Consider the following 15,399-nt stretch of genomic DNA (forward strand, 5'->3'; position numbering starts at 1 on the left):
CAAAGGAAGGCTAGGCCTCTTATCGGAGCAAGGGTATACAAGTGGCTCCGTTCCCTCGCCACCCTTGCTCCGATAAGAGGCCTAACCTAAAAGGCAGGTGTAATTCCTGCTTCCGAGAAAATATGGTAGACACAGTTCCGTGAATACTCCCCGTTACGCTGGTCGTAAAGAATGATGCGCTGGCAATATTCCCGGTTATGCTGATCGTGAAGAGTGTTACGCTAGCAATAACTCCTGTTACGCTGACTGTAAAGAGTATTACGCTAACAATAACTCCTGTTACGCTGACTGTAAAGAATGTTACGCTAGCAATAATGCCTGTTACGCTAAACGTGAAGAGTGTTACGCCAGCAATAATGCCTGTTACGCTAATCGTGAAGAGTGTTACGCCAGCAATAATTCCTGTTACGCTGATCGTAAGGAGTGTTACGCTGGCGCCAAACCATGTTACGCGGAAGTATTCACGCAGCTGGGGCTATCCATACACCTCGCATCAATGGGCGCATAGCCCGTGACCTTTCGCTGCCGCCTTTTGCTACGCGTACTTTTTCTTAAACGCTTTAATGGAGGCGATGATTTCCTGCTTACGGCCCTCGCCAATAACCTCCCGCTCGATGCTTTCGAATTCTAGGAGCAGCCGTTTTTGGGTTTCCTCGGTGAACTTGATATCGCTAATCTGAAATAGAACCATGTTCTCCTTTACGATGTGAGTCCGCAGCAGGCTAATGTAGGCCGAGGCGGCCTCTACAAACTCCTCCCTGCGGATTTCGCCATCACGAATGGCGTCCTGCATCTGCCGAATGAATAGGCGCTCCTTTTGATGCTCGCCAAGAATCATGCCTATCGGTCCGTTTTGGTTCTTAACGCCCACCTCCTCGAGGGCCGGGAATAGGTGCTTCTCCTCCTTGCAGTGGTGGCAGTTGTTTACGAATACGGTAAGAAAATCTACCATTTCGTTGATGTCCTCAGGGTCTACGCTCTTGTTGTTTTGGGCGTGGAGGCACATTTTTTCGATCACCTCCAGAGCAACCAGAATTGCGTTATGCTCGTGCAGGAGCTTTTGGCTAGCCGTCTTCATTCGCTTACGTGTTACAGGGTGTTGGAACTCCTTTTTCTTATGAACAGCGTACAGCCTCAGGTTGTTGCGCCGCATTCCCATTTTAGCATTTATTTGCCAAACCGTGCGCCCTTGCAAAAACGTAGCGCAAAAGGCGCATCCACCACCAATGTTTGCTACCTTTACGCGGGCAGTAGCATAAGGCAACGCTTTCGAAAAACTCAAATAGCCGTTAACGATGGAGAGCCTATTTAGCATCAGAGCCGAACAGTTCCTTTCGGTATACGTTACCATGCTGGCGCTGGTAAACCCAATACAAAAGATATTCGTCATGCTTTCGCTCGACGCGAAGCTGGGCGAGCGCGAGCGCCGCTATGTAGCCCTAAAGTCGAATGCCGTTGCGCTGGTTATTCTTCTGCTCTTTTTGGCGCTGGGCAACGCCATTTTCACCTATGTTTTCAACATAAACCTTTACGCCTTCCGCATTACCTGCGGATTTGTGCTTCTCTACAACGGCTTTATTGCCCTGCAGCAGGGCATCCTCATTAGGCTCGATGCCCAAACGCGCCTAAACGATGTTTCGGCAGTGCCCATTGCCATGCCCATGATTGCAGGCCCCGGAACCATAACCGCAGCGGTTACGCTTCCCAACCAGGAGGGCGTGGTGGTAACCATCGTGGCCATTGTTGCCGTAATTGCAACCAACGCGCTTATCATGGTGCACTCCAAATACCTAGGAGGCTTCCTCAACCGCTTCAACCTGATGTCGCCGCTGATCCGCATCCTGGGCCTTATAATTGCCACCATCGGAGTACAAATGTGCTTTAACGGAATTAAGGAGTTCTTGGATGCCATTGGAATCATATAGCAACAAATGCCCTATCGCAAGCATCCCCTTATGCCGATGGAGTTTTAGGCGGCCTAACGCACGCACAAAACAGCCCAACTAAGCAATAAACAAACACGTTTTACATATGGTTAAACCTCAAAAGTTACTTTACACAACCCTGCTGGCAATCAGCATTAGCGCAGCAGCTCAAGGCCAGGAGCTAAAAAGGCTAAGCCTTGGCATCGACTGCGGAACCAGCACCTACAGCACCGACCTAAAAGAGAACGATGCCATTAGGGCCACATCATCGGTTACCTTTTTCGACCAATCCGGAAGCTACGACTTACGCACGAGCACCCACAGAACCTACTATGGGATAAAAGCCGAGCTGCTCTCCTCTAGCGGATACTTAGGCATTTCCACCGGCATCCGCTATACGCAGGTTAAAAGCGAAATTAACCGAGACTCCTGGTTTAGCTACAGCAAAACCAAGTTCTACGTTCTGTACAACCAGAATGGCACCAATACGGAGTACGCTCAGGTAGAAAAGGTAACGCAAAAGGCCGACTACCTCGGTATTCCTCTCGATTTTCGCTTTTACACCACAAGACCTCGCTTCTTTAGGCTTTTCTTTAAGCTGGGATTCGATTTCAGCATGAGAGTTGGCAATAAAAACACCGTCGATTTTCTTACCACATCCATGAACCCTTACGAGCAGCAGGTTGGCCGTGCAATAGGAACGCCCTCGTCGGTGCTTACAACCTTTAATCCAGGGTTAGGCTTCAAGCTGGGCGACACCGATGGCGTTAACGTAAGCTTCGAGCTCAACGCCCCCTCCTACATCATCAGCACCAATGCCTCTACCTTTGCAAAGAATAGAATTGGCATTGGCGCACAGCTCTACATTTACTATCCAATACTGTAAAACCGATGAAAAAAATAGCATACCTCCTACTAGCCGCTGTAGCCCTATGCTCATGCAGCCGCGAGTCCGACCTAAAAAAGTCCATCTTTATCCCCGACTCCGACGACTCGAGGCTACCCGCCTACACCGAATGGGGCTACAACACCTTTGGGGCCTACCTCGATAGGGAAGTTTTCATTTACAACGACAATGCGCTCCCCTTTAAGGCAATTGCCTATAGCACCACCACCGAACTTCAATTTAACGGCGAAATTTACGAGGAATTCCACTCTAACGACGAGAAGGTTTCACTCATCGTCAAAACATCGAGCATCCTCCTCAAAAACGCCGAAGATTTCTCCCTACTCAACGGGAAAAGCTACCAGCTAAACGATCCCTCCTTTCAGGTCTACCTCGAAAGAAACGGCGTACGAACAAAGCTTTCGGTCGGACAAGGAGTTCTTACCTTTCAGCGGGTACAAAAGATTTTTATAGATAGAAAGTATACCGAAATGATCCTCTCGGGCTACTTCGAATTAAGCGCAATGCAAAACGGCAGCCTCATCAGCATCTCCGATGGCAGGTTTGATGTCGGATTGAAGAATGGGTACAACTTTACCTATCAGCCGATATAGGCAGCTGCACAACAAACATTGAGGTTGCAATAAGGCAAACATTGCCTATTCCCTTATTTTTGTTATTATTGGACTCTTGAAGCAGATGCGCCAAAAACTCTGCAGCAAACAAAAGCCAAATGCAGCAGTAAACAGCTAAATCCATCAGATTTTGCAGCACTATGATTAAAGGGAAGAACTCCAAGCTAAGAGAATCGATTAAGTCGTTACTCGTACCCGTAAAAGAGAAACGACTTTCATTCTCTATTACAATAATCGCTTTGGCGGTAGCAATTGTTACCGCATTAGCAGCAATCTTCTCGTACAACAATCATAAAACGGAAAAAGCGCAGCTTCTTGAGTCTAAAATCGACAGCCTAATCTCCGAGAAAAGCATCCTCTCCGACAAAAATGCAATTCATTCTTTCGAGAAGATCGAAGTAGCGAAAGCTTTGCTTGCCAAAGATTGCAATCCTAGACTCCTCGGAAAGGTACTTATTAGCGAGGCCTCGCTAGAGAAAAAGTACTACCAGTACGAGAAGGCCATTGCATGCTATAAAAAGGCGATAGCCCTATTTTCAAAAGATAATAGCAGACTTAATCTGGCCGAAGCGTACTACAAGCTTGGAGATTGCTACAAAAAAGTAGGGATTTTTGACTTAGGCTTCAAGGCAACCGTTAAAGGCTTAAACCTCTACATCGAAGAGAAGGATCTAATGGGTCAACGCCGATGCTATAACAACATCGGAAGCTTTTACAAATACCTTGGAGAATACGATAAAGCCTTAGCATACTACCAAAAAACGTTGGCTATAAGCCAAGAATTGGGTTACAGCGAAGGCATCTCTTCTGCTTTTAACAATCTTGGAACCATATACTCCGAGATGGGCAAAAATGAGCTAGCCCTAGATTTTTACCATAAAAGCAACATAGGGAAATCGAAGCTAAGCACAAAATCCATTGCTATATATAATGGCAACGTGGGAGGAGTACTCCTTAAAATGGGGAAGTACAAGGAGTCGTATGCTGCTTTAAGAAAAGCTCAATACTATCTTTCCAAAAATTTCGACCCCTGAAATCAGGTTTCGAACTATAACGACTTTGGAGATTACTACAAGGCAACTAGCCGAATCGATTCTTCGGTATACTTTTACCGTAAAGCCTTAAGCCTAGCAAAACAGTACAAGCTACACGAACGCATCCTAAAATCCTACGATAAGCTAGCCGAAGCCTACCAAAAAGCAGGGATGTACCAGAAAGCGCTAGAATATCAGAACCAATACCTCAACCTGCAAGAGATAATACTCAACAGCCAAAAATCGCTAGAGATCGCCCGCTTGGAGATGAACTTTGAGGCCAGCAAAGATCAGATGTCGCGAAACAGCGCCAAACAAAAATCCTTTTTCCTGCTAGTAATCTTCATTCTGATCTGCATTTCATTTGTTTTAACCATACACTACATCCGCAATAAGCACAAAAGCATTGTTAGGAAGCACATCCAGCTTCAGCATACCCTAAAAGAGGAAAAATGTAAGGTAGAAACCGATCTAAACGAGAAGAACCGGGAGTTGGCCCTCCACTCGCTCCAAATGATCCAGCAACAGGAAACCAATAAGGCAATTATTCAAAAACTTTACGCCCGTTCTACATCTTACTCTACCGATGTTCGCCGCGAACTATCTTCAATAATCCATGATTTAGAAAGAGAAAATACCTCGAAAGCAATCTGGGATGAATTCGAGCACCGCTTTATTGCTGTGAATCCCGAATTTTACCAAAAGCTGCTCCTTTCTTTTCCCGATCTTACCCAAAATGAGAAAAGGTTGTGCGCCTTCCTTAAGCTCAACATGAACACCAAGGAGATCTCTACAATTACCGGACAAACGCCCCACAGCATCAATGTAGCCCGAACTCGCCTTCGAAAGAAATTAGGCTTATCAAACAGCGAAGTTTGCACATGTGATTTTCTAGCCACAATGTAGACAAGTAGTTACCTAGAATTTACACTTCTTGTATCACAATTGTATCATACAGACAGGCCGGCTGTATGTACCTTGTTACCCTCCAAAATAACGGCCATCAATATCATTTACCAATTTTTGTTCTGCAAGAGAAATGTACTAGCCATGCCTCCTATTTAGTATGGTGCGCCTTTCATTTTGCCATGAACTACGCCTAACAAAAACACTTCGTTAGACCTAAAATCTAATTAAAACCAGATCTATGAAAATTACTACGCGCAAATCAATTGCATTCGCATGCATGCTGCTTGTAGCACTGATCGGCCAGGCTGAGACCTCGGTCGCAAAGGAGAACAAGGAAATCTTACCACCTAACTCGCAACAATCCACTGAGGTAAAAGGAAAAGTTGTCGACAAATCTGGAAATCCAATTGTAGGGGCCACCATTGCTGTAAAAGGTACCGGTAAGGGTGTAGCAACCCTCAACAATGGTACGTTCACTCTTAAGATTGGTCCCAATGACAAAGTGCTAATTGTCTCGTTTGTGGGAATGAAAAGCGTTGAAATAGCGGCTCCACGCAATGGAGTACCTATAACGATTACCATGGAAGACGACGCCCAGATGATAGAAGATGTAATCATTACCGGCTACGGAACGTACAAGAAGTCAGCTTATGCAGGATCGGCAGCCTCGGTTAAGACCGAAGCGTTAAAAGATATCCCTACCACCAACCTAAGCCAGATGCTACAAGGTGTTGCTACAGGAGTTACACTCACAGGCTCTTCCAATCAGCCTGGTTCTGCAGCCCAAATTCGTATTAGAGGTATGGGGTCATTCAACGCCTCCAACGATCCGCTATACGTAATCGATGGCGTACCCGTAACCTCGGGGAACATAAGCACCTTGGGTACTTCTAATGGAGGTCTTGACATCATGTCTACCATCAACCCTTCCGATATTGAAAACATCACCGTCATTAAGGATGCAGCCGCAGCATCGCTCTACGGATCGAGAGCAGCCAACGGCGTAATTTTGATTAAAACGAAAAGCGGAAAATCAGGAAAGCCAACCTTCTCGTTTAAGGGCGACTGGGGTTTTACTGATTTTGCCACGAGGTACAGGACTCCTATGGGAGGAGAAGAGCGTAGAAACCTTATCTACGAGGGATTAATCAACCAAGCAACCATCCAGAATGATCTTAGCGCTGCAGACGCAAAAACTTATGCAGACTCTAAGATCGACGAATATGCTCCAAAGCCATGGAATGGCTGGGCCGATTGGGAAGATATTCTATTTAGAAAAGGATTTCACCAAAACTACGAAGTATCGGCAACAGGAGGCTCCGATAAGCTAAAGTACTACACCTCTATTGGATATACCCAACAAGAAGGGGTTTCGTATCAATCTGAACTCGAGAGAATTTCTGGAAGATTAAACGTTAGCTACAAAATGACTCCAAAGCTAGAACTTGGGGCTAACATTCTCTTCTCCGAAGTTCAACAGGATGTAAATACCGAAGGTAGCGTATACACCTCTCCTCTATACTCGTCGAAAAACACAGTTACACCTTCCAATGCTCCATTCAATCAGGATGGCAGCTACGCAACCGACTTTCCTCGCAACGGCGATAGAAATCCTAAATCAACCGCTGATTTAAACTACGATAAAGAGTGGATCAACCGTTCTTTCAACACCGTTTTCGGAAGCTACGACCTTACCAGTAACTTGAAGATTAAGAGCACCTTTAGCTACGACTTTTCCATAAACAAGGGCCGAAGCTGGCGCGATCCAAGAACCTCGGACGGTGCAAAGGACAACGGTAGAACCGACAAGGTATACAGCGATCGTAAATACTGGGTTTGGACCAATATCCTATCCTTCGAAAAAACATTCAAAGAAAAGCATAACGTCGATGCCGTTATCGGTTACGAAGTTGACTCTAAGTTCAGGGATGAGCTTTACGGCACTAAAAAGAACTTTCCCAGCATCAACGATAGGGATATCGAAAATGGCTCCATTCCATACGCAGTGGGTGGTTACTTCAGACAAACCCGAATGGTTTCGTACATATCGAAGCTAAACTACAACTACGATAACAAGTACTACCTTGGTGGAAGCTTCCGCCGCGATGGTAGCTCTAAGCTTGCGAGCAAAAATCGATGGGGAAACTTCTGGTCAGTATCTGGCGCATGGCGTGTAACGGGCGAGGATTTTATGAACTCGATCAGTAATATCATCACCGACATGAAGCTTCGAGCATCATACGGGGTTAATGCAACTCTTCCTTCAGACTACTACGGATACCTAAACCTTACCAGCTACGGGAATGACTACTACGGTGTTCCTGGCATTGCCGAAAGTCAAATCGCCTACGAAAACCTAACTTGGGAGTCAAACTATAACATAAATCTGGGTATAGATCTATCCCTATTTAACCGCATTAACCTTACGGCCGAGTGGTACCAACGAAAAACAAAAGATTTGCTTATAGACAAACCACTAACCCTCACATCTGGCTTCTCAACCATCCTAACTAACGAAGGACAAATGCTCAATAGGGGAATCGAGGTTGATATAAAGACAACCAATATTCAGCAAAAAGATTTCAATTGGACGACCTTTATCAACATTTCACACAATAAGAATGAAATTCTTCGCCTAGATGGAGTTCAACAACAAATACCAAGCGGAAGCCAAATCCGCAAAGTAGGATCTCCCTACTATACATTATACCTTAGAGAATTTGCTGGCATTAACCCTTCAAACGGAATGCCTCAGTTCTACACCAACACTGTAGATGCCAACGGCAAACTGGTAAAGGATATTACGGAAGACCCTTCGAAGGCAAACCCTATTGTTGGCAAGTCGATTAGCCCTAAACTAACAGGAGGGATAAGCAACTATATCAACTACAAGTTTATTGATCTAGGCTTTACGTTTAGCTATTCATTAGGTGGGTATTCGTACGACAATGGGGCTCAAAAGCTCGAGCATGGCGGTAGCGAACCTGATGGCAACATACCTACATACTATAGAGATAGATGGAAAAAGGCAGGAGATCATGCAAAGTACGAAATCTTTATCGTTGATAACAGCATGGCAATGAGCGACTGGAGTTCTACACGTCGTGTTCATAGCACCGACCATCTAAGGCTTAAAAACTTCACCGTTGGAGCATCGCTTCCTTCTCGTTGGGCAAAATCAATCAGCTTAACCAAGGCACGAGTGTTCTTTTCGGCATCCAACCTCCTCACTTGGGCTGCTTACGACGACTACGATCCAGAAGTACCGGAAAGTGGCTCTGTTTACTTCGAGCTGCCTCCGTTAAAAACGCTGACCTTTGGTGTTGAACTCAACTTCTAATTCAATAGCATTAAACTAGACAATCATGAAAAAGAAAAATATATTTCTCTATTTGACGATGTCCTTACTATTCTGCTCTTGCGATAATACCTGGATGAACCTAGATCCACAATATGCAGTAGAAACAGATAAGGCGATAAGATCAACAACAGATGCAGAGTATGCCATTAATGGTATATATAGCACAATGCAGAATTACGAGTACTATGGCGCCCGCATGACCTACTACGGCGACGTTACCGGTGAAGATGCGCAAGCCTATAGCAACACCAAGCGCTGCGCCGATTTTTACCTGTTTCAGTACAATAAGGATAACGCTCCTACATCGTTATGGAAGTTCCCTTATAAGGTTATTCGACTTGCAAATAATATTCTTGCAGCCGACCCCAACTTTGTTCCTGCCGATATTAAAGGGCAAGCATTAGCGCTTCGCGCATTGGCCCTTTTTGATGTTACTCGCGTTTACGGATATCCTTACACCAAGGATAATGGAGCATCGTTAGGTGGTGTAATTATGCTAAAAGCCCCTAGCTATCTCGATAGACCAAAGCGTAGTACCGTTGCTCAATGCTACGATCAGGTGATCGCGGATCTTAAGGAGGCAATCCCACTTCTCACCAACTCTAAAAAACAAGGGAAAATGTCGCAAGTTGCAGCAAAAGCCCTTCTAGCACGCGTTTATCTTTACAAGAACGATAACGTAAATGCCTTAGCAATGGCTGAAGAAGCCATTACAGATGCCTTAGCCAACAAGTATCGCCTTTGGACTAATGCCGAATACGTTACGGCATGGGTAGGCGGCTTAGATACAGAGGTGCTATTCAAGATAATCAATACGGTTACAGACAACGCTAGTAACGAATCCATCGGATATCTATACTACGAAAAAGGGTATAAGGATATTATTGCTTCCGATGACTTTAAAACGCTTTTAAAACAGGATGCTAAGGATGTCCGAAATCTGTTAGTCCCCAGTAAGTACCTGCTAAAGTTCATTGGAAACGGAACCGATGAAGATACGCGTATGTCTGACGTGCCAGTCCTTCGTCTTTCGGAGGTTTACTTAATAGCAGCAGAGGCAGCTGTTAAAAGCCTCGATAACACCAAGGCGCTAAAATATCTGAATGCAATTGTAACTAGAGCAAATCCCGAAAAATCAGTAACCGGAACAGTAACGCTCACCCAGGTGCTCACTGAACGCCGAAAAGAGTTCTTTGGCGAGGGTCATCGTTTCTTCGATGCCATGCGAAATGGCATCACCATCGAAAGAAAGGGGAAATCGCACCTTACTGCACTTACTGATGCGGCTAGGAAGTTCAATTGGGATTACTACAAGATAGTACTTCCTATCCCAAAGTACGAAATGGATGCCAACCCTAACATGCGAGATCAACAAAATTCTGGGTATTAGTCTTTATTGAGGTTTTTCAACTATAAATAAATATTGTACAAACTGAAGGGGGAAGGAAAATAGCAGCTTATACTTCCCCCTTTTTACAACAATAAATACATACGGTTAACCGCCTATTAATCCATGATGACGTTTTTCCCATTTCAAACATAATCGATCATACGGAGTTGTAAAAAATATCTCCAAATTTCACAATTTGCCACCTGAAGAAGGTAAATACGAGTACATCGTGCACCTAAATACTAGATCAAAGTACGAATAAAGCACAAGCGACAGATTGTATCAACAGCAAAGAACTATGGTGCGCAAACAAATAGTTCAGAAAACCAGCACTCAAATCAATAGACGGCTATGATTACCAAGTTTTTAAATCTTAAGACAACTTTTTCTCTTATTCTCCTTTTATCGTGCCTTGCAGTACTAGCAGACAAACACGAGCATGAAAAGGACATTTACCATGCCGATGGTCCCTATATATACTATAAGAAGAAAGAGGTAAACGTTATTACGGCAAACAATAAGGGCGAGGTATCCAACATCCGGTATTCAGACAGTGCACTTCCCAAATCCTTCGAAGTATATTCCGAGGAAGCCAACCATCATTTTACCTTCTCGCTACATCCAATTACCATTCCAGCCAACACTTATCCTCAACCAACCAAAACCTTTGTGCTATCCGATCCGCATGGCGATTTTGACGCATTCGTTTCCATTCTTAAAGCAGGAAAGGTTATTAACGACAGGTACGAATGGATATACGGCACCAACCACCTTGTTATTATCGGCGATGTTTTCGACCGTGGTGTCGACGTACTCCCAATCCTATGGCTATGCTATAAGCTCGACTACGAATCGACCTTAGCAGGTGGAAAACTACACTACATTATTGGTAATCATGAGGATATGGTACTTTCGGGCAACTACAAGTATACCGATGATAAGTATGAAGATATTTCGGAGTACCTCAAAATTGACTATAAGCAACTTTTCGACCAAAATACCGAGCTGGGCAGATGGATTCGATCAAAAAATTTCATCGAGAAGATAGGCGACAACCTTTTCGTACATGCAGGACTTAGCAAGGAGTTCTTAGAAAAGAACCTCACGCTCGATGTGGTAAACAATACCATGCGCCACTACCTTGGCGTTGGCAAAAACAACATGGAGGATAAAAGCTCGTTGGCCTTCTTTCTCCTCGACACGAAGGGCCCTATATGGTTTCGCGGTCTTGTTAAAAGCGATGAGAAGTACTCTCCTATCGAAAAGGAAACTCTAAATGAGATTCTGGCAAAGTACGGCGTAAAGCGTATCGTTGTTGGGCATACCATCTTCGAAGAAATCTCCACACACCAGAACGGAAAAGTTATAGATGTAAACGTAAAAAACAATCATAACCGCAGTGTAGGGAAAGCCCGTGCGATAATTATAGAAAACTCGAAAATATCAGTAATTAATGATAAAGGATTTACAACTCTACTAAAGTAAATCTGCAATAATACAGCATTCAAAATAGTGGTTGTCGTTTGTATTGATTACAATAGACCTCCTTCTTTTTCATAGTTTTAGCAGAATGTGAACAGGGAGGGAACTAGTAAATATATTAGTTCCCTCCCTACTTCTTTTTAAGTCTATCCTAAAAGCAAAAAAAAGATGCCGGATAAATCCCGGCATCTTCCTTTTAATTTATACTTTTTAGTACCTCCAATCCTTCATAATCTTATAGATTGAGCCAGCCCAGTAGTTTCTTAAACCAAAACCAGCAGCCTTACCCGATACTGCCTTTGTATATAAAATATCTCCTGTTGCCTCATCGAAAAATACTACATGGTAGTATCCTATTTCGAACTGCTTATCCAAGCATTCTGCAACAAATACAAGCCCAACACCCTTACCTCCGGTTTTGTAGCTCTTAACATGAGCGGCAAGCTGTTCTGGAGCAATAACAGGCTTCTTGCTGTTGACAATCATGCTCGATTCGTTCATTTCATCGTTAAGCTTATTAACCAAATCAAAGTTGTTAGTAACCTCGTCCTTTTTAAAGAAAGAAGGAACGTTGAACTTCTTAGATTCGGTAATAAAAAGACCGTTAATGCCAGTATAAGCTTTTTTAAGCTCCGAAGGTGTGTTAACCACACCATATGCCTTCGAAATAGAGAAATCGACACCATAGAAGGTAATGTTTTTTACATCCTTCATACTGGCAGATTGATTCGACTGTCCGAATGCAAAAACAAAAGAAAACAGCAACAATGCTGCACATAAAACTTTTTTCATAATCCTTTGCATTTAAATGTTAACATTTTGTTTTGTCGCGGAAATCTACAAATTTTATAGCTTTTCTGCTCATTTTGGGCAGCTGTTTTTTTGCAATAGTTTCAATTGGTTCAAAAACGATATCAGGAGCTACGCGTACTTTTGACCTAAACGAATCCTTAATATGCTTAACCAACTCCTCCGTATGGTTCTCACTACCCACCTTTACCAAGATAGCATCGGTTCCGAGCGTGTTGGTGTACACCTCTACAATGTAGTTCTTCACATCAGGAATGTTATCAAGCACATCATACAAGGCCGTTGGATAAAGGGTTGTACCTTTATACTTAATCATCTGCCCCTTGCGCCCTAAAACAGGGCTTAAGCGCATCGTCTGTCGTCCACAACCACACTTTTCCATGGTATGGTAGCAAATATCTCCAGTTTTGAATCTCAACAACGGCATCCCCTTAACACCTAACGTAGTAATGGTAACCTCACCTGCATCTCCATCCTTAACCGGACGATTGTTATCGTCGAGAAACTCAACGATTATAAGTTCGGGCTGATGGTGCCCTCCATTATGGCATTCGCACTCAGTAAACGACGACTGCATTTCGGTAGATGCATAGGTAGAATGAAGAGCAAGTGTTGGCCAACGCTCGCTGATTTTCTTTCCAAGAGTATTCAACGAAAAATCGTTATTCCGAAGCGACTCCCCAATGCAAATAGCCTTCTTTAGTGGGCTATTGAGGTAGTCTATTCCATTTGCCTCTGCAAAATCTATCAGCTTAAGGAGGAACGAAGGAACCACCATGCAGCTGCTGGGATGATTACGTCGAATGGTATCCCACTGAAGTTCTGGAATGCCATTTCCTACTCGAATAACGCCACAGCCCAACTCCCTTGCTCCTAAGAAATAGGCAAGCCCAGCCATAAACCTACGGTCGATGGTGGTCATCAGCTGAATGATATCCTGCTTGGAACAGCCAGCCGTGGTAAACGAAAGAGCCTCGTTGTAGGCTAGGCGGTCTAAGTCGGCATCGGTAAGGGCAAAGGTAACCGGATCGCCAAGCGTGCCCGATGTGGTAACGTAATCGATAATCTCGCTTCTATCCACGCAGATAAAGTCCTCGTTGTGGAGCTGCAGGTCGCGCTTTGTGGTCACCGGCAGGTGAGCCAAATCCTCTATATGCTCTATCTTGCTAATATCTATCTTATACTCGCTAAACATGTGCGAGTAAAACTTCGACTTGGACTGAAGATATACCAATTCCTCTTTAAGACGAGCCTCTTGGTAGGCCTTTATCTCCGCGGGAGACAAAAATTGAATGTTTTGATCCTTTCTCATTTGCTGAGATTTTTAATCTTTTTCTCAATTGATTCGCGTTCATTTACCCGAGGAATCTCCTTTTTAAGAGCCATCCTCCAGTAATAGGCAGCCTTTGCGGGATTGTCGAAATGGGCGTAATAGTTTCCAAGTAGCTCGTACGTGTGGTACATATTCGGATTTACAGCCACTAGCTTATTCAGCGAATCGGCACTTAACGGACTGTCTGTACTAATAGATTTTTTGATTTGCTTAGCCAACGCCCTAAACTCAACAATTCTTGCATAGTCGTTTCGGATAAAGGTAGAGTCAACAGCAATAGTCAGCTTCTTATCGGCAAGTTCTCTGCTAAAATCGGGATTTGCAAATATCTTTTTTAAGCTGTAGCACACCATCTTGCCCGACTGCCATGGAGTGGTAGAAACCCACATCAAACCCTCTTTCGGTTTAAAGATAACGGAATGGTGACAGATGGACTGGTTGAGCGATTTCTCGTTGGTCAATCCGATATCCTCTCCGTTCACGCCTAACCTATCTCGAAGGATTTTAGCAGCCAAGTTCGGACTTAGCGGTTTCTTATCCTCCAAAAGCTTTTCCAAACGCCTATATCGGTACGGGCTATCGGAGGTTGCAATATTTTCAATGTTCTTCGGATCGTTCCTAAAGGTCTCAGACTGATAGTGATTTGTACATATTATACGATCGCTCTTGCTTTCGAATAGCCCAATCTGCGATGGAGTTTTTTCGATAATTGCAGCCTTACCGTCCTTTGTCGAACCGATTAGGAGCGATTCGGATACAAAGGTGTGATGCTTCTGTGCTATTGCGTACGCCTCTTTGATGGTTGAGGCATACTGAAGTATCTCGCGAACAAGAATAGAAATCGGCATTGCCGCCGACGTAGGAATGTCGCCTTTCGCAGCATTAATGGTAACGGTAAGGCCAGCCTCGTTCATCCCCGAAAGAACACCTACCATTCCGGCCCACCCAACAGATGCAAACTTATAGCCACTTTGAGGATTTACGAAAGAAACAAGCTTATTCTTTGCAAAATCGTCGCCCACATAAAAATCGAAGTTACGCCCAACCAGTAGCGAAGAGTCCTCGCTCTTTTTATCCCAAACAGCAAAAGAGCTACATCCCACCAGCATATACTCCTGCATGGTATGGCCAATATCGTGTGCTGCATGGTAGTTTAGCTGTCGCTCGTAAGGAGTCCCTATTGCGTTGTACTCATCAGTACATGAAAGAGAAATTCCATATATCTCTTTTCTGTACTCCTCTGGAATATATTTGCCCAGATTCCTATTGAAGACAACGGTAAAGAAACGAAGGAACTTCAGGTAGCTCTCAGAAGGAATGATCTCCTTAATCTGATCGACAAATACCTTTTCTTGATAAGCTAACAGGTCTTGAGATAAACGCCCCATTGCAACGCCTCTAGTTAAAGGATCTCCATGGATATACGCCTCCCAAAGACCGCTCTCGCTTTGACGAAGGTAATTCCCATTGCAGGTTCTAAAACCATTGGTGTCCAAAACCTGGTAATTCTTCAGGTTAACCGAAACCTTAGGAGTGCCCATATCAGCACTTATATAAAGTACCGTAATAGTTCCAACTAGCAAAACAAAAATTGCTAGCAATCCAATGGATATATACTTTAAAGTTCTCTTCAT

General features: G+C 44.0%; 12 protein-coding genes and 1 pseudogene. 9 read left to right on the forward strand and 4 right to left on the reverse strand.

Features of this window, described 5'->3' with window-relative positions; genetic code table 11:
* Positions 1–197: 197 nt before the first annotated feature.
* Complete coding sequence (locus CLV25_RS13910; protein WP_131840274.1) at positions 198–515, forward strand: hypothetical protein; 318 nt, start codon at positions 198–200, stop codon at positions 513–515.
* A gap of 20 nt (positions 516–535) precedes the next feature.
* On the opposite strand, the gene CLV25_RS13915 is transcribed toward CLV25_RS13910, so the two are convergent.
* Positions 536–1,153 (reverse strand): hemerythrin domain-containing protein, encoded by a 618-nt coding sequence (locus CLV25_RS13915; protein ID WP_165877090.1) that lies wholly within the window; start codon positions 1,151–1,153, stop codon positions 536–538.
* Positions 1,154–1,295: 142 nt separating this feature from the next.
* Between CLV25_RS13915 and CLV25_RS13920 the strand changes: the two genes are divergently transcribed.
* The 8 genes and pseudogenes from CLV25_RS13920 (at position 1,296) to CLV25_RS13955 (ending at position 11,625) form a co-directional block, all read left to right on the forward strand.
* Positions 1,296–1,925: a MarC family protein gene (locus tag CLV25_RS13920; RefSeq protein WP_131840276.1), complete on the forward strand. Its 630-nt coding sequence runs from the start codon at positions 1,296–1,298 to the stop codon at positions 1,923–1,925.
* Between the two features lie 106 nt (positions 1,926–2,031).
* A complete protein-coding gene (locus CLV25_RS13925; protein ID WP_131840277.1) occupies positions 2,032–2,811 on the forward strand; it encodes an outer membrane beta-barrel protein in 780 nt (259 codons plus the stop codon).
* A gap of 5 nt (positions 2,812–2,816) precedes the next feature.
* Positions 2,817–3,425: a hypothetical protein gene (locus CLV25_RS13930; RefSeq protein ID WP_131840278.1), complete on the forward strand. Its 609-nt coding sequence runs from the start codon at positions 2,817–2,819 to the stop codon at positions 3,423–3,425.
* A 161-nt stretch (positions 3,426–3,586) separates the two neighbouring features.
* A complete protein-coding gene (locus tag CLV25_RS13935; protein WP_131840279.1) occupies positions 3,587–4,480 on the forward strand; it encodes a tetratricopeptide repeat protein in 894 nt (297 codons plus the stop codon).
* A gap of 27 nt (positions 4,481–4,507) precedes the next feature.
* Positions 4,508–5,386, forward strand: a pseudogene (locus tag CLV25_RS13940) (tetratricopeptide repeat protein); the annotation flags it as partial.
* Between the two features lie 241 nt (positions 5,387–5,627).
* A complete protein-coding gene (locus CLV25_RS13945) occupies positions 5,628–8,729 on the forward strand; it encodes a SusC/RagA family TonB-linked outer membrane protein (RefSeq protein WP_131840281.1) in 3,102 nt (1,033 codons plus the stop codon).
* A gap of 25 nt (positions 8,730–8,754) precedes the next feature.
* Positions 8,755–10,140 carry a RagB/SusD family nutrient uptake outer membrane protein gene (locus CLV25_RS13950; protein ID WP_131840282.1) on the forward strand — a complete coding sequence of 462 codons (1,386 nt, stop codon included), beginning with the start codon at positions 8,755–8,757 and terminating at the stop codon, positions 10,138–10,140.
* Positions 10,141–10,491: 351 nt separating this feature from the next.
* Positions 10,492–11,625, forward strand: coding sequence for a metallophosphoesterase (locus CLV25_RS13955; RefSeq protein ID WP_131840283.1), 1,134 nt, complete (start codon positions 10,492–10,494; stop codon positions 11,623–11,625).
* A 207-nt stretch (positions 11,626–11,832) separates the two neighbouring features.
* Here the strand turns inward: CLV25_RS13955 and CLV25_RS13960 are convergent, their stop codons facing one another.
* The 3 genes from CLV25_RS13960 to CLV25_RS13970 are packed head-to-tail and all read right to left on the reverse strand — an operon-like array spanning position 11,833 to position 15,399.
* Entirely contained in the window at positions 11,833–12,414 is a 582-nt protein-coding gene (locus CLV25_RS13960; RefSeq protein ID WP_131840284.1) for a hypothetical protein, read from the reverse strand.
* 19 nt (positions 12,415–12,433) lie between these two features.
* A complete protein-coding gene (locus CLV25_RS13965; protein ID WP_131840285.1) occupies positions 12,434–13,744 on the reverse strand; it encodes a phenylacetate--CoA ligase family protein in 1,311 nt (436 codons plus the stop codon).
* Positions 13,741–15,399 carry a C45 family peptidase gene (locus CLV25_RS13970; RefSeq protein ID WP_131840286.1) on the reverse strand — a complete coding sequence of 553 codons (1,659 nt, stop codon included), beginning with the start codon at positions 15,397–15,399 and terminating at the stop codon, positions 13,741–13,743. The genes CLV25_RS13965 and CLV25_RS13970 overlap by 4 nt, the downstream gene beginning before the upstream one ends.

Origin of the sequence: Acetobacteroides hydrogenigenes (assembly GCF_004340205.1) — a bacterium.
GTDB classification, from domain to species: domain Bacteria; phylum Bacteroidota; class Bacteroidia; order Bacteroidales; family ZOR0009; genus Acetobacteroides; species Acetobacteroides hydrogenigenes.

Excerpts from the sequence above, each read along its gene's own strand:
- CLV25_RS13955 (WP_131840283.1), top strand. The coding sequence starts at position 10,492 with ATGATTACCAAGTTTTTAAATCTTAAGACAACTTTTTCTCTTATTCTC.
- CLV25_RS13915 (WP_165877090.1), bottom strand. The coding sequence starts at position 1,153 with ATGCGGCGCAACAACCTGAGGCTGTACGCTGTTCATAAGAAAAAGGAG.
- CLV25_RS13960 (WP_131840284.1), bottom strand. The coding sequence starts at position 12,414 with ATGAAAAAAGTTTTATGTGCAGCATTGTTGCTGTTTTCTTTTGTTTTT.
- CLV25_RS13920 (WP_131840276.1), top strand. The coding sequence starts at position 1,296 with ATGGAGAGCCTATTTAGCATCAGAGCCGAACAGTTCCTTTCGGTATAC.
- CLV25_RS13970 (WP_131840286.1), bottom strand. The coding sequence starts at position 15,399 with ATGAAGAGAACTTTAAAGTATATATCCATTGGATTGCTAGCAATTTTT.
- CLV25_RS13950 (WP_131840282.1), top strand. The coding sequence starts at position 8,755 with ATGAAAAAGAAAAATATATTTCTCTATTTGACGATGTCCTTACTATTC.
- CLV25_RS13965 (WP_131840285.1), bottom strand. The coding sequence starts at position 13,744 with ATGAGAAAGGATCAAAACATTCAATTTTTGTCTCCCGCGGAGATAAAG.
- CLV25_RS13945 (WP_131840281.1), top strand. The coding sequence starts at position 5,628 with ATGAAAATTACTACGCGCAAATCAATTGCATTCGCATGCATGCTGCTT.
- CLV25_RS13910 (WP_131840274.1), top strand. The coding sequence starts at position 198 with ATGCTGATCGTGAAGAGTGTTACGCTAGCAATAACTCCTGTTACGCTG.
- CLV25_RS13925 (WP_131840277.1), top strand. The coding sequence starts at position 2,032 with ATGGTTAAACCTCAAAAGTTACTTTACACAACCCTGCTGGCAATCAGC.
- CLV25_RS13935 (WP_131840279.1), top strand. The coding sequence starts at position 3,587 with ATGATTAAAGGGAAGAACTCCAAGCTAAGAGAATCGATTAAGTCGTTA.
- CLV25_RS13930 (WP_131840278.1), top strand. The coding sequence starts at position 2,817 with ATGAAAAAAATAGCATACCTCCTACTAGCCGCTGTAGCCCTATGCTCA.